This is a genomic window from Mycobacterium sp. SMC-4 (assembly GCF_050205565.1).
Lineage (GTDB): Bacteria > Actinomycetota > Actinomycetes > Mycobacteriales > Mycobacteriaceae > Mycobacterium.
Genome location: NZ_JBNMQU010000003.1, coordinates 288,406 through 305,283, shown reverse-complemented (window position 1 = coordinate 305,283; position 16,878 = coordinate 288,406). Strand labels below are relative to the sequence as shown.

The window sequence follows — 16,878 nt, the reverse complement described above, 5'->3', positions numbered from 1 at the left end:
GTGACCGACACCGTCGAGGCCCAGGCGTCCGAGGAACGCGCTGCGCCGCGACGGGCGTGGTGGATTCGGCACTACACGTTCACCGGGACCGCCGTCGGGCTGGTGTTCCTGTGGTTCTCGCTGACGCCGTCGCTGCTGCCGCGCGGCCCGCTGTTCCAGGGCCTGGTGAGCGGGGGCGCCGGCGCAATCGGCTACGGCATCGGCGTGTTCGCCGTGTGGTTGGTGCGTTACCTGCGTTCCAAGGACACCAGTCCACCCGCCCCGCGTTGGGCGTGGCCGATCCTGGTCGCGGTCGGCGCAATCGGGATGGTGTTGGCGATCTTCTGGTTTCACCGCTGGCAGGACGACGTCCGCGACCTGATGGGCGTGCCGCGGCTGGGATTCTGGGACTACCCGCTGGCCGGGGTGATCGCGCTGGTGACGTTGTTCGTGCTCGTGGAGATCGGCCAGGCGCTGCGTCTGCTGGTGCGGTTCCTGGCGCGTCAGCTCAATCGTGTTGCGCCACCCCGGGTCTCGGCGGTGGTCGCAGTCGGTCTGGTGGTCGCGCTGTCGGTGGCGCTACTCAACGGCGTGGTGGTGCGGTTCGCGATGAACACCGCCAACAGCACCTTCGCGGCGGTCAACGACGAGACCGATCCTGATTTCGCCGCCCCGCAATCGGTACTGCGTTCCGGCGGCCCCGAGTCACTGGTGTCGTGGGAGTCGTTGGGCCATCAGGGTCGGATCTTCATCTCCGGTGGGCCCACGGTCGAGGAGTTGACCGCCTTCAACGGCGCACCGGCGGTCGAGCCGATCCGCGCTTACGCCGGCCTGCACTCCGCCGACGACATCAAAGACACCGCAGCTCTGGCAGCGCGCGAACTACAGCGCACCGGCGCGCTGCAGCGCGCCGTGGTGGCGGTGGCGACGACGACGGGCACCGGCTGGATCAACGAGGCCGAAGCGACGGCGCTGGAGTACATGTTCAACGGCGACACCGCGATCGTGTCGATGCAGTACTCGTTCCTGCCGAGCTGGTTGTCGTTCCTGGTCGACAACGAGAACGCCCGTCAGGCCGGTCAGGCGCTGTTCGAGGCCGTCGACGAACTCATCCGCGAGATGCCGGAGTCGCAACGACCGAAACTGGTGGTGTTCGGTGAGAGCCTCGGATCGTTCGGCGGTGAAGCGCCGTTCCTGGCGCTGAACAATCTCATCGCGCGCACGGACGGGGCGTTGTTCAGCGGCCCGACGTTCAACAACACCGTCTGGAATGACCTGACGCTCAATCGAGATCCGGGCTCGCCGCAGTGGCTGCCGATCTACGACGCCGGCGCCAACGTCCGGTTCGTCGCCGAACCCGAAGACCTGCAACGGCCTCATGCCGGGTGGCAACAGCCGCGCGTGGTCTATCTGCAGCACGCGTCGGATCCGATCGCGTGGTGGAATCCGGATCTGCTCTTCGCCCGGCCGGACTGGTTGCACGAGAAGCGCGGCGACGACGTGTCCCCGGACATGGAGTGGATTCCGGTGGTGACGTTCCTTCAGGTGTCGGCTGACATGGCGGTGGCCGTCGACGTACCCGACGGGCACGGCCACGTCTACGTCCGTGATGTGGCTGACGCGTGGGCGCTGATTCTGCTGCCTCCGGGATGGACGCAGGAGAAGACCGAACGGCTGCGCGGATTGCTGCACAGCGACGAGAACTCTTAGCTCAACACGTGTTTGAGGGCGTGATAGCCGCCGACGACGTCGGTGGCGCGGTGCAACCCCAGGTCCTGTAGCGCCGCTGCCGCCAGGCTGGAGGTGTAGCCCTCCGAGCACAGGATCACCCACTCCACGTCGTCGTCGACGGCCTGCGGCAGTCGCGCGTCGCTGGTCGGGTCGCACCGCCACTCCAGCACGTTGCGCTCGATCACCAGAGCCTGGCGCACCTCCCCTTCGGCGGCGCGTTGCGCGGCCGGGCGGATGTCGACCAGCAGCGCGCCCCGATCCAGCGCGGCAGGCACCTGTTCGGCGCGCAGCCGGGTCAGTCGGGCGCGCGCACTGTCGAGGACGGCGTCGATACGGCTACTCATCAGCGCCCTCCGGTTTGTCCGTCAGCTCAGTCCGGTTGCGCCGCAACGCATTGTCGCCGGTCACGTCGTAATACGACATCGCGGTCAGGGGCGGCGAGTAAGCGTGCACACTCAGCGTGGGGGCCGAGTTCACCGAGACGGTGTCGCGGCGCCACACCACGTCGTGTACCCAGCCCAGCGGGAACGCGGCCTGGTCGCCGGCGACCAGCGTGCGGTCACGCAACGTCGCACCGTCCCAACGCGTTTCGCGCAGGGCGCCGCTGACGACCGTGAGGGCGCCCAGCGAGCCGCCGTGATCGTGCAATTCGGTCGAGCGTTCGGGCACCCAGCTGATCAGCCAGACGTCGAGTTCGTCGTTGCCGTGCAGGCGGGTGAACCAGCGCTCGGTGCGGGGCAGGCCACCGGCCGGGAACAGGTGGTCGTAGTCGCCGACGAGGACGTCGTCGGCGAAGCGGTCGGTGACGTGCAGAAGGTCGGGCAGACGCAGCCGGGTGGGCGCGAGAACCATGAGGGGTCTCCAGAGATGAGGGATGAACAGGTTCGGGGGTCGGCGTCAGGCCGGACAACACTCCAGAAACCGGATCTCGCTCATCACGGGCGCCAGTGTTGCATAGATTGGCGGTATGCGCAGATACGCCATCGGTCTGGCCTGGGTGGTTGCGGTGGCGCTGTCCGGGTGTTCGTCGACCGATGAGCCCGCACCGGAGCAGACGGCAACTTCGGCGACCACCACGTCGGCGCCGACGCCGGCCGGGGCTGCCGGTGTCTCCCCCGACGGCGTCACCACCGCGGTGGATGCTCCCGCCGACTCCACCGAAGACGACTACTTCCAGACCTGCCGAGCAGCCAAAACGTGGATGCAGGAGCATGGCGGCGATCCGGCGTCACAGGTCGAGCCGTACTTGAAGACCCTCCAGCAGGGCGGCCCCGTGGGTGCCGGACTGTTCGACAAACCGTGGGCCGAGCTGACGCCGGGGCAGCAGTCGGCGGTCATCGTCGCCGTCGAAGCGGCGGCCGACGACCTGTGCGGATGACTTCGAATCACGCGGTCGATTAAGTCGCTGCACGCCGCGTGCGCGGCTCCGTCACAATGCATGCATGCGGGTCGCACTGGCGCTGGGCAGCGGCGGGGCGCGCGGCTACGCCCACATCGGGATCATCAACGAGTTGCACGAACGCGGTCACCAGATCGTCGGCATCGCCGGGTCGTCGATGGGCGCCCTGGTCGGGGGGCTGGAAGCCGCCGGAAAGCTGCCCGAATTCACCGACTGGGCAACCGGATTGACCCAGCGCGCGGTGCTGCGGCTGCTGGACCCGTCACTGACCGCACCCGGTGTGCTCCGTGCGGAGAAGATCCTCGACGCCGTGCGCGACATCGTCGGCGACATCACCATCGAAGAGCTGCCGATCCCGTACACCTCGGTGGCCACCGACCTGATCACCGGCAAGTCCGTGTGGATGCAACGCGGACCGGTCGACGACGCGATCCGGGCGTCCATCGCCATCCCCGGGCTCATCACGCCCCACGTCCTCGACGGACGCCTGCTGGCCGACGGCGGAATCCTCGATCCGATTCCGATGGCGCCGATCGCCTCGGTGGTCGCCGACGTGACGCTGGCTGTCAGCCTGGCCGGTGATGATCCCGAACCGCATCGCGACGAGCACGAGAGCCGGCCCAGTGGTGAGTGGTTGAACCGGATGTGGCGCACCCGGTCCTCGCTGCTGGACAGCAAGGCCGCGCGGTCACTGTTGGAGACCCAGACGGGTCGCGCGGTGCTGGGCCGCTTCGTGGCCGGCGACGACGAACCCCTCGAAGACCCCGAAGAAGTCAGTGACGACCCGGTCCCGACGGTGCCGCGGCTGGGCAGCTTCGACGTGATGAACCGGGTCATCGACATCGCTCAGGCGGCGCTGGCCCGTCACACTCTGGCCGCCTACCCGCCCGACCTGTTGATCGAGGTGCCGCGCACGGTGTGCCGCAGCCTGGATTTCCACCGCGCCGCCGAGGTCATCGAGATCGGGCAGGAGCTCGCCGCGACCGGGCTGGACACGCTGGAAGCGCGCGTCTCACGCTCGTAGGAACTCGGCGACGCGGTGCGCCTCTCGGCGGCCCTGATTGCGGCCGGCCTGCGCCGCAGGGGCGCGGCAGGCCGGGTCGAGCGGATTGCGGCCGTAGGCCTGCAGAGATTCGTCGTCGGCGAAGATCGCCAGCGTCGCGCCAGGGAAGGACCGGATCTCGTCGACCGTCCCGGTGCCCCACGGGGACGGCGACTGTGCACTGGACGGCACCAGCGCGACGACGGCCTCGCAGTCGTGCGCGGCGCTCATGTTGACCGTGCTGCCCACTCCGCCGTCCATGAACCGGCGGCTGCCGATGGTGACCGGTGGCCACACGCCGGGCACGGCACAACTGGCGGCCACGGCGTCGACGAGACCGACTCCGGTGTCGTTGTCGAAGACGACGAGTTCTCCGGTGGCGATGTCGATTCCGGTGACCCGCAACGTCCGGTCCGGCCAGTGGTGGGACGGCAACCGGTGCTCGATGACGGTGCGGCGCACGTCTTCGGTCACGGTGTCGGCGCCGACGGCCACCGCGCCGATCTTCTGCAGCTTCTGCTCCTTGGTCGTTCCGGGGGTCTGCATGGCGTCGAGGAACAGGCCGGTGATCGTCTCGATCGCGACGCCCGGATTGATCTCGTGGGCGCCGCCTTCTTCGGACAGCTGCCGCGCGAAGAGCTCTTCCAGCGGTACGCCGCTGCTGAGCTGCGCGGCCACCGTCGATCCGGCCGACGTGCCGACCAGCACGTCGGCATCCAGCAGCGCGGCGGCGGCGTCGGGCGCTTCGTCTCGGATTCCCAGCAGCACACCGGTTTCCCAGGCGATGCCGGCCAGTCCTCCCCCGGCGAGCACCAGGGCCCGCTTCATCGGGCACCGCCCCGGCTCGGCGCGGCCTTGCCGCTGATCAGCGGCAGATCCAGGTAGGTGGCGATGCCCGGGGCGGCGGCGCACACCGCGGGCACCGAGTTCACACAGTGCGCCGCGGTGCCGACAACCCCGTACTCGGGTCCCTCACCGCCCACATCGGACTGGAAACCGTTGATCGACACCGTGAATCGGGGGTTGCCGCACACTTCGATCTCGTAGCGTTGCCCGGCGGGACCGAACGACCAAGCGGGATCGAGGTTTTCCTCGCCCATCAGCCAGTTCACCGTCACCCGCACGACGGGTTCGCCGTCGACGAGGGCTTCCCAGTTGAACCTCCGGGCGGCGACCTGGCCGGGTTCGATCTGCCCGATCGGTGACTCGATGGGTGCGGTGGCCACGGCCACCTCTTGTGTGGCACGCACTTTCGGGTCGGCGGCGAAGCCGAGTTGGTCGACGCACATCCGCACCGCCTGGATGAAGCCGGCGTCGAGCATCTTCTGCATCGGTCCGGTCAGCGCCTTGTCGGGCGTCTCCCCGAAGCCCATCACGTGGCGCAGCACATCGGGTGCCTCGTACGTGCGCAGGTCGGAGAACTCCTCGGCGCGCACGAATGTCACACCGGTGGACATGGCCGACAGCATGAGTGGGAACTTCTCGCTGATGCCACCGGGGGCGATGCCCGTGCCGTGCAGTGTGGCGTTGCCTTCCAGCGCGGCCTCGCGCAGGGGCGCGCCGCTGCGTTGGCTCGGGTAGAGCCAGCCCACCGGGGTGACGACGTTCTTGCCGGAGCGCAGCAGCGCGGCGACCTCGTCCTGATCGCCCATCAGCGGCGTGTAGATGACGGCGTCGGCGTCCAGGCCGAGGATGTCGTCGGCGCTGTTGGTTGCGACCACGCCGATGGGGTCGAGCCCGGCGAGTTCGCCGGCGTCGCAGCCGGCCTTGCTCGGTGAGTGCACCCAGCACCCGACGAGTTCGAGTTCGGGATGCTCGAGCACCCCTCGGATCGCCGCGACCCCCACGCCGCCGGTCGCCCACTGCACTACCCGCAGCGCCATCTGGTCTCCTCACTGTCGCCTTCAGGTCTATATCAACAGTCGGCCACCGCGGACCGTAACCCCCGCGCTAGGTTTTCTGGCAGACCGCAAAGCAGCGAGAGGATGACCACCATGAGGCGCGTTTTCGTCGTCGGAGTCGGGATGACCAAGTTCGAGAAGCCCGGGCGCAGGGAGGGCTGGGACTATCCGGACATGGCCCGCGAGTCGGGCACGAAAGCGCTGCAGGACGCGGGTGTGGAGTACACCGACATCGAGCAGGGCTACGTCGGCTACTGCTCGGGGGACTCGACGTCGGGGCAGCGGGCGCTCTACGAGTTGGGCATGACGGGCGTTCCGATCGTCAACGTCAACAACAACTGCTCGACCGGTTCGACGGCGTTGTATCTGGGTGCGCAGGCGATTCGCGGCGGGTTGGCCGAGTGTGTGCTGGCGTTGGGTTTCGAGAAGATGCAGCCCGGCTCGCTGGCCAGCAGCGTCGATGACCGTGAGTCGCCGATGAAGCGACACATCCTGGCGCTCAACGAGATCGACGAGATGCAGTTCCCGGTGGCGCCCTGGATGTTCGGCGCGGCAGGGCGTGAACACATGAAGAAGTACGGCACCACCGCCGAGCACTTCGCGAAGATCGGCTACAAGAACCACAAGCATTCGGTGAACAACCCGTATGCGCAGTTCCAGGACGAGTACACCCTCGATGACATTCTGGCGGCGAAGATGATCTCGGATCCGCTGACCAAACTGCAGTGTTCTCCGACGTCGGACGGTTCGGCTGCGGTGGTGCTGGCCAGCGAGGACTTCGTGGCCAAGCGCGGTCTGGCGGGGCAAGCCGTCGAGATCGTCGGCCAGGCGATGACCACTGATTTCGCGTCGACGTTCGACGGCAGTGCCGCCAACATCATCGGCTACGACATGAATGTCAAAGCCGCACAACAGGTTTACCAGCAGTCAGGGCTGGGTCCGGAGGATTTCCAGGTGATCGAGCTGCACGACTGCTTCTCGGCCAACGAGCTGCTGCTGTACGAGGCTCTCGGCCTGTGTGGGCCCGGCGAGGCGCCCAAGCTGATCGACGACAGCGACACCACCTACGGCGGTCGCTGGGTGGTCAATCCGTCCGGCGGCCTGATCTCCAAGGGGCATCCGCTGGGTGCGACGGGTCTGGCGCAGTGCAGTGAGCTGACGTGGCAGCTGCGCGGCGCCGCCGACAAACGCCAGGTCGACGGTGTGACGGCGGCGCTGCAGCACAACATCGGCCTGGGCGGGGCGGCGGTGGTGACCGCCTACCAGCGCGCCGAGCGCTAGGGAGCCTCCCGCGAGCAGACACAAACTCGCACACTTTCTGGTGAAAGCACGCGAGTCTGTGTCTGCTCGGCAGGAAACTCAGGCGCTGACCGGCTGCAGCCCGAACGCGATCGCGTCGGTCGCGACGATCTGCGAGTACAGCTCCTCGAGCGTCGACTCGACGGCGAAGACGTTCACCGAACCGGAGTAGTCGGCGACGAAAAGCTGTGATCCGTCGAGTTTCTGGGCGACGCAGGAGGGACGCGCGTCGATTTTCAGGCTGTCGATGACATCGAGGCTCAAGGCGCACACCACGATGACGCGGTCGTAGTCCACGACGTAGGCACGCGCCTCGTCAGGGCTGAGCGACAGCTGTGTGGGAGCGCCACCGAGCGCGACGAAATCGCTGACGCGGTGGGTGCTGAGGTCGACGACGTAGAGGGCGCCGCCGACGGCCCGGTCGGAGGTCAGCACGTAAACCGCGTCGCCGCCGTAGGCGATGTCGCGGATCGGCGGACCGATCGGGATGACGCGTCGTACGCGCGTCGTCTCGGCGTCGACGACGACCAGTTGACTGGTGCGGTCGTCGGTGACGGCCACGTAGATGGTCTTCGCGCCGGGGTCGACGCGGATGGCGTCGATGTTGGCCGCCGGGCCGGAGCCGATGTCGATGGTGCCGACCCGCTCGGCGGTGGTGTCGATGACCGAGAGTTCGACCCGGTCGAACGTGGAGCCCGGGGCCTGCTCCGGCGCGGTGCGGCCGGCGTACACACGCTTTCCGTCCGGGCTGACCGCCAGGGCGGTGATGCCGGAAGCGACCGAGTAGGACGCCACGACGTCGCATGTCTCTGTGTCGATCACCAGCACGGCGTCGTGTGTCTCGGACGCGACGCTGACGTAGGCGCGGTCGTCGGTGAGGACGACGGCGCCCGGCTCGCCGCCGACGCGCACGGCGCCTATCCCGGCGAGCGTGTCCGCGTGGAAGAACGAGACCGTGTCGGTCGCGAAGTTGGCGACAGCCATGGTGCCCCCTCCGGTCGCGACCTCACCGATCGGGCCGTAACCGACGGGCAGTCGTCGCTCGAAGGTTCCGCCCGCTTCACAACCGGCGCCGGGTGTGCTGGATGCGGCGGGTGCCGTTGCGGCGCCGTGCCGCCGGTTCTGCCCAGTGGGCAGCGCAAAGTTTGCCATCTGCTGTACTACCTCCGCCGGCATGAACTGCATCCGGCCTAGATCTGCTGTCCTGGCCCCCAGTGGGGAGCGACCTGATTCCACTTTAGCCACGGAATTTCAAGGTCACGAACAGCCGGTTTCCCGTTATGGACAAGCGCCACAACACTTCTCAGGTATCGCTTAAGAAATTCTTCGTCCGTTCACCGGCTACCGTGAACAGCAACCACGAAATCCGCGGCGACCTGCGGCGATCAGATCAGCCGCAAGGAATCAAGGAAAACGCATCGCAAACTTTTCAATAACAAATTCTTAGGTTTGCCGGGCAAAGTGAGCGGTAGATCACAGCGGACGTCACGCGCTTATTTCTCGACTTGCGGGGCATGGCGCGGCGACTTGCGACACAACGCCGGGAGGGTCTGGACACAATTCGCTGCGGGCGCCCGACCGGGTCACAAAGCTGGGTCAGGCGGGCTCGGCGCCACGGATCGGGGCGACATCGGCGAGCGGGATCAGTCCTTCGGGATCGCACAGTTGCAGCACCCGCGCCACCGACGGACTGCCCACCACACACCAGCTGGTGTCCTCTCGAGCGAGGTGCGCACTCAACGCATACAAGGCCGAGGCGCCGTCGAACGCCATGAAGTGCACCGCACTCAAGTCGAGGACCAACGTGGCGCACTGCCCGACAGCTTCTCGGACGGTATGAGCGAAATGCTTGGCGTTGGCCGCGTCGACCTCGCCTGACACTGACACCGTGACTTCTCGACTTGCTCCACGTCCCTGCGAGCGGGTCCCCACCACCAGTTCTGTCGACGCTATGGAGAAGCTTCGACAGTCGGCTGACCTGCTGCGTATGGACGTGACAGTCATCGCGTCAGCGTGCTGCCCATCGGCCTATGACTGCTCGGCGCGTTGACGCTCTTCATTGGCTTTCGCGGCTGCGCGTGCGCTCTCGGCTTCGGCTTCCTTCTGGGCGGCCTCGCGCTGCGCGTCGGCCTTGTCCTGCTGGGCTTTGCCTTCTCGCTGCAGGTCGTCGCGGCCGGTCACCACGCCGACGACCTCTTTGGCTTTGCCCTTGGCGCCCTCGACGACGCCCTTGATTGCTTCTTCTGGACCCGAGTTGTTGTCACCCATCGAAGTGCTCCTTCGCAGTACTCCTGCCCGGCGACCGTCAAGCCGTGTCCGGGACCAGCATGGCTGTAGCGCGAGGCTTTTGTTCCCGACTCGTGAAAATCGCAAACATTCCGTTATCAGCCGACTGGGCGAGCTGCGTCAGTCGGCGAGGGTTTTCAGCGCGAGATCGAGGGTGGCGAACATTTCGATGTAGTCGGAGATGCCGGTGATCTTCAGGGGGCGGCTGGTGGCGGGACCGTCGGCGACCACCGCGAATCTGGTATCCGGGCCGAGCTGGTTGCGGGTCGCCATCAGCACCTGCATCCCGGCCGAACCGAGGAAGTCGACATCGGTCAGATCGATGATCAGGCCGCTGGGCTTGCGATCGACGGCGGCGGTGATGACGTCCTGCAGCTGCGGGGCGGTCAGCATGTCGACAGCACCGACAGCCGCGACGACGACCGCGCCGTCAACCTCGTGTTCGGTGAATTGCTGCACGTCTGCTGCCTCGTCTCTTCCTGTGGCCGCGCATGCGCGGTCGCGGGTTGTCCGGGAGGCTGCGGTCTGAACCCGAATGTCATCGAAACCCGACGACCATGCAGTCATCGGGGTCGACGTCGACCTTACCTGATCGTGATCTGGCGTCTCGTCCGAGCGCCGCGCCGACGCGACCGCCGGTTCACGGATCGGCGGTGTCCGCCGAGCTAGCATCCGCGGCAGACCAACGCCCCGGGAGGCACCATGCGCGCACGCCACGTCGTCTCGTCGATCATCGCCGCCGCGGCTGTCGGCGTCCCGGCGGTGGTCGGTATGCACAGCGCCGGGGCCATCGACTCCGATGCCGAGTTCCTCGCGCTGTTGCAGAAACTCGGCGTGACGTTCGCCTCGGAGGAACAGGCGGTCGAGGCCGGCAACAACATCTGCGACATCGTCGCCGAGGGTGCCGCGAACCACGTCGACCCAGTGCGCATCCAGACCGACCTGATGCAGTCCCTCCAAGCCGAGGGACTCGGCCCGGCCGCCGCCGCAGGGTTGATGCGGGGGGCAGTCAGCGCGTACTGCCCGATGTATCAGGCCGTCGTCGGCGGCTGACGGGCCGAAATCTCCACGGAATCTCCACGCAGACTCCAAGCGTTGCAGCGAGCGCTTGGCCACGATGAAGTCACTTAAAAATCATCGTGGTCGCAAGTGCCCACTGTCGCAGGGAGACTCATCGTGAACAAGATCATCGGCGCAAGCGCACTGTCGGTCGGCGCGCTGCTGGCCTTCGCCGCACCGTCCATGGCGGCTCCCTCGGGTGGCGACTCGTCGTCCACGACCATCAATCAGCTTCGCGCGCAAGGCTTTGACGTGCGGATCAGCCGCGTCGGAAGCGCACCGATGGAACAGTGTTCGGTACAGGGAGTGCACAGCCATCCGGTGCCGCGTCAACCTTTCGTCATCAACGACGACGACGACATCAACGTCTTCCGGGTGACACAGCCCCCGAAGGTGACGGTGATGTTGGACTGCTCCGTCTGAGCGGACCGGCGCGCGACGGCCGGAGCGTCTAGGTTCTACGTCCGTGCCCGACACCGCGTCTGCTGCCCTGTCCTATCCCCGCGGGGCGGCGCTGCTGGTTGCCGGCGCGATGTTCATGGAGATCCTCGACGCGACGATCATCGCGCCGGCCATCCCGGCGATCGCGGCGTCGTTCGGTGTGGCGCCGGTGGACGTCAACATCGCGATCTCGGCGTACCTGGTCACGGTGGCGGTGCTGATCCCGGCCAGTGGATGGTTGGCGAACAGGTTCGGCGTCCGACCGGTGTTCCTCGCTGCCATCGCGGTGTTCACGCTGGCCTCGGTGGGGTGTGCGTTGAGTACGTCGCTGCCGATGCTGGTGGCCATGCGGGTGCTCCAGGGGGTCGGCGGCGCGATGATGGTTCCGGTCGGCAGGCTCGCGGTGCTGCGCCACACCGCCAAGACCGATCTGGTACGCGCGATCGCGTTGCTGACCTGGCCCGCGCTGACGGCTCCGGTGCTGGCGCCGGCGTTGGGCGGCGCGATCGCAACCGCGGGATCCTGGCGCTGGATCTTCTTCGTCAACATTCCGATCGGCATCGTCGGACTGCTGCTTGCCGCCAAGCTGATTCGCGGTGACGCCGCTGCGACGCCCGGCCCGTTCGACTGGCGGGGGCTGGCGCTGCTGGGGACCGGGATCGCCGCGGCGTTGATCGCTCTGGAGCACGTCCGGGTCACGGGGACACCGTGGGTGCAGGTCGGTTGCGGCGTGGTGGCGGCCCTGTGTTGTCTGTCCGCGGCGGTGTGGCATCTGCGCCGCGCGTCGACACCGCTGATCAGGCTGGCTGTGCTGCGGGTGCGCACATTGCGGATCACCGTCGCCGGCGGCTCGCTGTACCGGCTGGTGATCACTGCGGTGCCGTTCCTGCTGCCGCTGATGTTCCAGCTGGAGTTCGGCTGGTCGGCGTTCTCGGCGGGCCTCATGGTGACGGCGCTGTTCGTGGGCAATCTGACCATCAAGCCGCTCACCACGCCATTGATGCGCCGGTTCGGCATCCGTCAGGTCCTGCTGGTCAACGGGCTGGTGTCGGTGGTCTGGTTCGGCGTGCTGGCCGCGTTGCGGCCCGAGTTGCCGATCTACGTGATCGCCGCGGTGCTGTACGTCAGCGGCGCGTTGCGCTCGATCGGCTTCACCGCCTACAACAGCCTGGCCTTCGCCGATGTCGACGGCGAGCAGATGACCCACGCGAACACCCTGAATGCGACGGTGCAGGAGCTCGCCTCCGGGCTGGGAATCGCCATCGCGGCGGTGCTGCTGACCACGCTCACTTCCTATGCGTGGACGTTCGTGGCGCTGGGGCTGGTGCTGGCCGTCACGCTGGTCGAAACCCTGCGGCTGCCGCGCGACGCCGCCGCACATGTGAGCGGCCGCCGCTGACCGTGGCGCGCCGCATATCGATTTCTCGCGCGCGCCTCCCGCAAAAGTCTCGACCTTCACTTTAGATTCAGAGGCCGTGACCACACTGCTCGAGCCGTCGCTGGCAGAACTCGACTTCGAGCCCGAAATCCTGTGCAGTTGCCGAAACTTCTGCGGCCCGCTCGCTCACCCCGCGCAGTGGTGGGTCCGGCTCTCCTGCGGCTGCCCCTACCCGATGTGCCAGCGTGCATTGCGAATCGCCAACGTCCGCTTGAAGATCCGGCCATTGGCGTGCCGGCGGTGTGAAACCGCGCAGATCAAGATCAGCTCTGTCGTCCGGATCTGACCCCCTACCCCATCGCCACCGCGAAGTACGCGGTGGCGCCGATGGCGAGCAGCAGGTACGCCACCGGGAAAGCGATGTTGTGCAGCACTCTGGTGCGCACATGCACCGCGACGGCTCCGACGAAGAACAGCACCAGCCCTACTGCGGCGGCCAGGCCGAGCCACGGGGTGAGTGCGAAGCCGGCCACGAGGCCGAGCGCACCGGCCGCCTTCAAGCTCGCCAGGTACGGGATCGCGCCCACGGCCACGCCCACCTCGGCCGAGTTCGCCAGCACAAACGGGGCTTTGCCCCAATCCGCCACGGCCACTGCGATGTTGGCCACCGCGCATAGCGCCGTCACTGCGGCCAGAGTCCACATCAGTACATCGGGCACAGTCGCCGCCTCCACCCGGATCGTCTCGGTATGCTTCCCACGTCGCCGTCCTTTCCGTCTCATCGACTGCTCTCACAGGTGATGACGTTTCGCGTGACCGAAAGGTGACACGGTGATCTCGACGGATGTTTTCGAGCAGGCGCGGCCACGGTTGTTGTCGGTCGCGTACCGAATGGTGGGGTCGGTGCACGACGCCGAGGACGCCGTGCAGACGGCGTGGCTGCGCACCCGGTCGGCGTCCAGCGACGACGTCGACAATCCGGCGGCCTGGCTGACGACCGTGGTGGGGTCGGTGTGCCTGGACGAGCTGCGGGAGCGTCGGCGTCGCCAGATGTTGGCCGAGACACTGGAACACACGGAGCAGGCGGCTGCGGCCGCCGACGAGGACATGCTGCGCCGGGAGGACGTGTCACGAGCGCTGCTGGTGCTCCTGACGTCGCTGACGCCCGCGCAGCGGGTCGCCTACGTCCTGCACGATCTGTTCTCGGTGCCGTTCGACGACATCGCCACCACGCTCGGCACCACGCCGGGTGCAGCCAAGAAGCACGCGAGCAGGGCCCGCGCCCGCATCAGCCCCGCAGCCTCAGACCACCTGTCTCCCAACGACGAACGCCGACATCGCGAGATCGTCGAGGAGTTTCTGCGTGCCGCACGCGGCGGCGACACGGCGCGCATGGTCACTTTGTTGGCCCCCGACTGTGTGCGGCAGGCAGATCCTGAGCTGTTGCCGGCGGGGACCGCGCCGACGGTGCGCGGCGCGGGCGCGGTCGCCGAGGAGACCCGGTCGTTCCTCCCCCGCATCTCGGTCAGTACACCGTTGCGGCTCGACGGCCGCATCGTCGATGTCATCGCACCCGGCGGACATCCGCTGGCCGTCATCGACATCCACACGGCGCATGACGTCATCACCACGATCGCGATCCGGCCGGTGCGGCCCGGCGATCGGTTCTTCCCTGCGTGACTCAGGTGTCGAAGTGGGCCTTGTACACCTGACCGTGTACACCGACGGTGCGGTCGACCACCTGGGACACCGAGAAGTCCGCCGCCGCAGACAGATACGCATACGCGGTGGCGCGGTCCATGCCGCGGTCGGTTTCCAGGAAGTCCAGCGCGTTGACCACGGCCTGCCGCATCGCCACGTCGAGGTCGCTGCCCTGTCCGCCGAGTGATCCGTCGGGATCGGACAACCCGATCGGTATCCACGCGTCCGCGGTCTCGGCGAACGGATACCGATAGGCCACCGAGGGTGCGTCACCAGATCCGGGCTTGCACACGGTCAGCCGGTAGGTGCCGCGCAGAGAACCTTCCATCGCCGTCAACGCGACCTCGCCATCGCCCATGGCCATGTGCGGGTCGCCGACGTAGAACAACGCGCCGGGCGCGAACACCGGCAGGTAGAAGGTGGCGCCTTCGCCGAGCAGCCGGATGTCGATGTTGCCGCCGCCGACGGTCGGCGGGATCGAATTGGCGCTGGCCGCGGTCAGTTCGGTGTCCTGCGAGTACGCGACCCCCATCATGCCCATGAAGGGCCGCAACGGGAACCGCACCTGGCCGGGGCCGTAGCTCATGACGCCCTGGCCGTCCTCGACGCGGGTGAAGGTCGAGACGTTCCCGTAGCCAATGGGTTCCGCGCTGGATCGCTTGTCCTCGACCACCGGGGGCATGACCTGCTGCACGGAGAGACCGACAGGCGCTGCCCCGTCGGCGGTGCGGGCCAGTGCACCCTTGCCGTGCCGGCTCGACACCACACCGTAGGGAACCCGCGGGATGGCCTGCAGGATATCGATTTTCAGCACGTCACCGGGTTCGGCGCCTTCGACGAACACGGGTCCGGTCACCACATGGGGTCCGTCTTTGTCGAAGTTTCTCGGGGTGCGCCGATAGTCCGCGGCGATCGCGATCGCGTCATCGAGGATGTCGCTGCGATCCACGCCGTGGCCACCGAAATACTCGGCCGGGTCGCGGCCCTGGTCTTCGAGGATGCCTTCGTGGCTGACCGCGTCGACGGTGACGGTCTGCCCGGACCGCATCGTCAGGACAGGGTCTGCGTGCACGTTGGGGACGTACCCCCACAACACCTGATCCGGGGTCGACGGCAGGTAATGATCGGCGCCGAGTTCGCCTTGCCCGGGCTGCAGGACGGTGAACTCCGACGCTGTCGGAGTGACGGGCCCGCTGCTGTTCGAACAGGCCGCCGCCATGCCGGCGACGCCGGCGCCGGCGCTGATGGCGGCGACGGCGCGGACGAAATCGCGTCTGCCGAGGCCGTTCCAGAGCGTTTCGGCGGCGAGCCGCCCAGACGCTCCAGCGGCGGCCTGGCCCGGCTCCTGGGTCACCATCGGTAGTCCAGGAACTTGCCGTCGAGGGTGACGACGACCCGGTCGCCGTCCGGATGCGCGCGGCGGGCGATGTCGATGTTGAAGTTGATCGCGCTCATGATGCCGTCACCGAACTCCTCGTGGATGAGCTCTTTGAGAGCGGGACCGTAGACTGACAGGGCCTCGTGGAACCGGTAGATGGTGGGGTCGGCGAGCATGGCCGGATCCATGCCCCGCGCGGGCTGCAGTTGCAGGCTCTCGGCCACGGATTCATCGAGATCGAGTAGCGCACAGACCTTCTCGGCCTGCTCGGCGGACATCGGATGCTGGCCCAGCAGGGCGGCCACACACCAGACCAGCGGGGCATCGAGCTCCTCGGCTATCTGGGCCCACGTCAACTTGTTCCGGATGCGGGCGGCGACAATCAGGTCCGCGGCGTCGGACTTGGCCATGATCGGGGTCATGCACTGACTTCCTCTCGGCGCGGAGTCGTCGGCAGCGGAGCGTCCGGCAGCGTCAGGCGAGACGGGCGGGTGCGGGCGTGGGTGGCGTAGAGAGTCAAGCCGACGAAGGTCAGGCCACCGACGAGATTCCCGACGACCGTGGGGATTTCGTTCCAGATCAGGTAGTCGGCGATGGAGAAGTCGCCGCCGAGCATCAGTCCGGACGGGAACAGGAACATGTTGACGATCGAGTGTTCGAAGCCCATGTAGAAGAACAGCATGACCGGCATCCACATCCCGATCACCTTGCCGGACACGCTCGTCGACATCATCGCGGCAACCACGCCGGTGGACACCATCCAGTTGCAGAGCACTCCGCGGATGAACAGCGTGAGCATCCCGGCCGCGCCGTGTTCGGCGTAGCCGACGGTCCTGCTGTGTCCGATCTCGCCCAACCGCACGCCCACTTCGTTCGGGTCCACACTGAATCCGTAGGTGAACACGATCGCCATCATCAGCGCGACGGTGATCGCGCCGGCGAAGTTGCCGATGAACACCCAGCCCCAGTTGCGCAGCATCGACCGCACGGTCACACCGCGCCGCTTGTCGAGCAGCGCCAGCGGCACCAGCGTGAAGACGCCGGTGAGCAGGTCGAAGCCGAGCAGGTACAGCAGGCAGAAGCCGACCGGGAACAGCACCGCGCCCAGCAGCGCGTTGCCGGTCTGCACCGTGATCGTGACCGCGAAGGCGGCGGCCATGGCCAGGATGGCGCCGGCCATGTACGCGCGGATGAGGGTGTCGCGGGTCGACATCGTGGCTTTGGCCTCGCCGGCGTCGATCATCTTGTGGACGAAGTCCGACGGAGTCACATATGACATGACAG

21 protein-coding genes are annotated in these 16,878 nt (G+C 67.3%); 9 read left to right on the top strand and 12 right to left on the bottom strand.

Annotation, left to right across the window (positions count from 1 at the left end; all coding sequences use genetic code 11):
• Positions 1-1,689, top strand: a complete 1,689-nt coding sequence (locus ACQI46_RS08300; RefSeq protein WP_427093491.1) for an alpha/beta hydrolase — start codon at positions 1-3, stop codon at positions 1,687-1,689.
• On the opposite strand, the gene ACQI46_RS08295 is transcribed toward ACQI46_RS08300, so the two are convergent.
• Positions 1,686-2,054, bottom strand: a complete 369-nt coding sequence (locus tag ACQI46_RS08295; protein ID WP_427093490.1) for a rhodanese-like domain-containing protein — start codon at positions 2,052-2,054, stop codon at positions 1,686-1,688. The genes ACQI46_RS08300 and ACQI46_RS08295 overlap by 4 nt on opposite strands.
• Positions 2,047-2,562: a cysteine dioxygenase gene (locus ACQI46_RS08290; RefSeq protein WP_427093489.1), complete on the bottom strand. Its 516-nt coding sequence runs from the start codon at positions 2,560-2,562 to the stop codon at positions 2,047-2,049. Before ACQI46_RS08290 ends, ACQI46_RS08295 begins: the two co-directional genes overlap by 8 nt.
• Before the next feature lie 115 nt (positions 2,563-2,677).
• Between ACQI46_RS08290 and lpqV the strand changes: the two genes are divergently transcribed.
• Together lpqV and ACQI46_RS08280 are read left to right on the top strand one after the other, a co-directional pair.
• The gene (lpqV, locus tag ACQI46_RS08285) at positions 2,678-3,088 is read left to right on the top strand and encodes a lipoprotein LpqV (protein WP_427093488.1); all 411 of its coding nucleotides are present in this window, start codon (positions 2,678-2,680) and stop codon (positions 3,086-3,088) included.
• Between the two features lie 64 nt (positions 3,089-3,152).
• Entirely contained in the window at positions 3,153-4,133 is a 981-nt protein-coding gene (locus ACQI46_RS08280) for a patatin-like phospholipase family protein (protein WP_427093487.1), read from the top strand.
• Here the strand turns inward: ACQI46_RS08280 and ACQI46_RS08275 are convergent.
• Positions 4,122-4,979 carry a patatin-like phospholipase family protein gene (locus tag ACQI46_RS08275; protein WP_427093486.1) on the bottom strand — a complete coding sequence of 286 codons (858 nt, stop codon included), beginning with the start codon at positions 4,977-4,979 and terminating at the stop codon, positions 4,122-4,124. The genes ACQI46_RS08280 and ACQI46_RS08275 overlap by 12 nt on opposite strands.
• Positions 4,976-6,034, bottom strand: coding sequence for a dihydrodipicolinate reductase (locus ACQI46_RS08270; protein WP_427093485.1), 1,059 nt, complete (start codon positions 6,032-6,034; stop codon positions 4,976-4,978). The genes ACQI46_RS08275 and ACQI46_RS08270 overlap by 4 nt, the downstream gene beginning before the upstream one ends.
• A 111-nt stretch (positions 6,035-6,145) precedes the next feature.
• Between ACQI46_RS08270 and ACQI46_RS08265 the strand changes: the two genes are divergently transcribed.
• Entirely contained in the window at positions 6,146-7,333 is a 1,188-nt protein-coding gene (locus ACQI46_RS08265) for a lipid-transfer protein (protein ID WP_427093592.1), read from the top strand.
• 78 nt (positions 7,334-7,411) lie between these two features.
• Here ACQI46_RS08265 and ACQI46_RS08260 read toward each other — a convergent pair whose 3' ends face one another.
• From ACQI46_RS08260 to ACQI46_RS08245, 4 genes are all read right to left on the bottom strand, one after another.
• The gene (locus ACQI46_RS08260; RefSeq protein ID WP_427093484.1) at positions 7,412-8,503 is read right to left on the bottom strand and encodes a hypothetical protein; all 1,092 of its coding nucleotides are present in this window, start codon (positions 8,501-8,503) and stop codon (positions 7,412-7,414) included.
• 444 nt (positions 8,504-8,947) lie between these two features.
• A complete protein-coding gene (locus tag ACQI46_RS08255) occupies positions 8,948-9,238 on the bottom strand; it encodes an STAS domain-containing protein (RefSeq protein ID WP_427093483.1) in 291 nt (96 codons plus the stop codon).
• Positions 9,239-9,379: 141 nt separating this feature from the next.
• Positions 9,380-9,619: a CsbD family protein gene (locus tag ACQI46_RS08250; RefSeq protein WP_427093482.1), complete on the bottom strand. Its 240-nt coding sequence runs from the start codon at positions 9,617-9,619 to the stop codon at positions 9,380-9,382.
• Between the two features lie 138 nt (positions 9,620-9,757).
• Positions 9,758-10,096, bottom strand: coding sequence for an STAS domain-containing protein (locus ACQI46_RS08245; protein ID WP_427093481.1), 339 nt, complete (start codon positions 10,094-10,096; stop codon positions 9,758-9,760).
• 243 nt (positions 10,097-10,339) lie between these two features.
• On the opposite strand from ACQI46_RS08245, the gene ACQI46_RS08240 reads away from it, so the two are divergent.
• The 4 genes from ACQI46_RS08240 to ACQI46_RS08225 all read left to right on the top strand — a co-directional run bounded on the left by ACQI46_RS08240 (position 10,340) and on the right by ACQI46_RS08225 (position 12,861).
• Positions 10,340-10,690, top strand: coding sequence for a DUF732 domain-containing protein (locus tag ACQI46_RS08240; RefSeq protein WP_427093480.1), 351 nt, complete (start codon positions 10,340-10,342; stop codon positions 10,688-10,690).
• A 123-nt stretch (positions 10,691-10,813) separates the two neighbouring features.
• Complete coding sequence (locus tag ACQI46_RS08235; protein WP_427093479.1) at positions 10,814-11,119, top strand: hypothetical protein; 306 nt, start codon at positions 10,814-10,816, stop codon at positions 11,117-11,119.
• 109 nt (positions 11,120-11,228) lie between these two features.
• On the top strand, positions 11,229-12,536 hold the full coding sequence (locus tag ACQI46_RS08230; protein WP_427093591.1) for an MFS transporter: 1,308 nt from the start codon (positions 11,229-11,231) through the stop codon (positions 12,534-12,536).
• Between the two features lie 76 nt (positions 12,537-12,612).
• Positions 12,613-12,861 carry a hypothetical protein gene (locus ACQI46_RS08225; protein ID WP_427093478.1) on the top strand — a complete coding sequence of 83 codons (249 nt, stop codon included), beginning with the start codon at positions 12,613-12,615 and terminating at the stop codon, positions 12,859-12,861.
• Between the two features lie 4 nt (positions 12,862-12,865).
• Here the strand turns inward: ACQI46_RS08225 and ACQI46_RS08220 are convergent, their stop codons facing one another.
• Positions 12,866-13,219, bottom strand: coding sequence for a DoxX family protein (locus ACQI46_RS08220; protein WP_427093590.1), 354 nt, complete (start codon positions 13,217-13,219; stop codon positions 12,866-12,868).
• A 127-nt stretch (positions 13,220-13,346) separates the two neighbouring features.
• Here ACQI46_RS08220 and ACQI46_RS08215 point away from each other — a divergent pair, with 127 nt between their 5' ends.
• Entirely contained in the window at positions 13,347-14,195 is an 849-nt protein-coding gene (locus ACQI46_RS08215) for a sigma-70 family RNA polymerase sigma factor (RefSeq protein WP_427093477.1), read from the top strand.
• 1 nt (position 14,196) lies between these two features.
• On the opposite strand, the gene ACQI46_RS08210 is transcribed toward ACQI46_RS08215, so the two are convergent.
• Genes ACQI46_RS08210 through ACQI46_RS08200 form a run of 3 tightly spaced genes read right to left on the bottom strand, consistent with a single transcriptional unit; the run spans position 14,197 to position 16,873 of the window.
• Complete coding sequence (locus tag ACQI46_RS08210; protein ID WP_427093476.1) at positions 14,197-15,573, bottom strand: acetamidase/formamidase family protein; 1,377 nt, start codon at positions 15,571-15,573, stop codon at positions 14,197-14,199.
• Positions 15,567-16,016 carry a cyanase gene (gene cynS / locus ACQI46_RS08205; protein WP_427093475.1) on the bottom strand — a complete coding sequence of 150 codons (450 nt, stop codon included), beginning with the start codon at positions 16,014-16,016 and terminating at the stop codon, positions 15,567-15,569. The genes ACQI46_RS08210 and cynS overlap by 7 nt, the downstream gene beginning before the upstream one ends.
• Positions 16,013-16,873: a formate/nitrite transporter family protein gene (locus tag ACQI46_RS08200; RefSeq protein WP_427093474.1), complete on the bottom strand. Its 861-nt coding sequence runs from the start codon at positions 16,871-16,873 to the stop codon at positions 16,013-16,015. The genes cynS and ACQI46_RS08200 overlap by 4 nt, the downstream gene beginning before the upstream one ends.
• Between the last annotated feature and the right edge of the window lie 5 nt (positions 16,874-16,878).

Excerpts from the sequence above, each read along its gene's own strand:
- ACQI46_RS08295 (WP_427093490.1), bottom strand. The coding sequence starts at position 2,054 with ATGAGTAGCCGTATCGACGCCGTCCTCGACAGTGCGCGCGCCCGACTG.
- ACQI46_RS08290 (WP_427093489.1), bottom strand. The coding sequence starts at position 2,562 with ATGGTTCTCGCGCCCACCCGGCTGCGTCTGCCCGACCTTCTGCACGTC.
- lpqV (WP_427093488.1), top strand. The coding sequence starts at position 2,678 with ATGCGCAGATACGCCATCGGTCTGGCCTGGGTGGTTGCGGTGGCGCTG.
- ACQI46_RS08280 (WP_427093487.1), top strand. The coding sequence starts at position 3,153 with ATGCGGGTCGCACTGGCGCTGGGCAGCGGCGGGGCGCGCGGCTACGCC.
- ACQI46_RS08275 (WP_427093486.1), bottom strand. The coding sequence starts at position 4,979 with ATGAAGCGGGCCCTGGTGCTCGCCGGGGGAGGACTGGCCGGCATCGCC.
- ACQI46_RS08270 (WP_427093485.1), bottom strand. The coding sequence starts at position 6,034 with ATGGCGCTGCGGGTAGTGCAGTGGGCGACCGGCGGCGTGGGGGTCGCG.
- ACQI46_RS08265 (WP_427093592.1), top strand. The coding sequence starts at position 6,146 with ATGAGGCGCGTTTTCGTCGTCGGAGTCGGGATGACCAAGTTCGAGAAG.
- ACQI46_RS08260 (WP_427093484.1), bottom strand. The coding sequence starts at position 8,503 with ATGGCAAACTTTGCGCTGCCCACTGGGCAGAACCGGCGGCACGGCGCC.
- ACQI46_RS08250 (WP_427093482.1), bottom strand. The coding sequence starts at position 9,619 with ATGGGTGACAACAACTCGGGTCCAGAAGAAGCAATCAAGGGCGTCGTC.
- ACQI46_RS08240 (WP_427093480.1), top strand. The coding sequence starts at position 10,340 with ATGCGCGCACGCCACGTCGTCTCGTCGATCATCGCCGCCGCGGCTGTC.
- ACQI46_RS08230 (WP_427093591.1), top strand. The coding sequence starts at position 11,229 with ATGTTCATGGAGATCCTCGACGCGACGATCATCGCGCCGGCCATCCCG.
- ACQI46_RS08220 (WP_427093590.1), bottom strand. The coding sequence starts at position 13,219 with ATGTGGACTCTGGCCGCAGTGACGGCGCTATGCGCGGTGGCCAACATC.
- ACQI46_RS08210 (WP_427093476.1), bottom strand. The coding sequence starts at position 15,573 with ATGGTGACCCAGGAGCCGGGCCAGGCCGCCGCTGGAGCGTCTGGGCGG.
- cynS (WP_427093475.1), bottom strand. The coding sequence starts at position 16,016 with ATGACCCCGATCATGGCCAAGTCCGACGCCGCGGACCTGATTGTCGCC.
- ACQI46_RS08200 (WP_427093474.1), bottom strand. The coding sequence starts at position 16,873 with ATGTCATATGTGACTCCGTCGGACTTCGTCCACAAGATGATCGACGCC.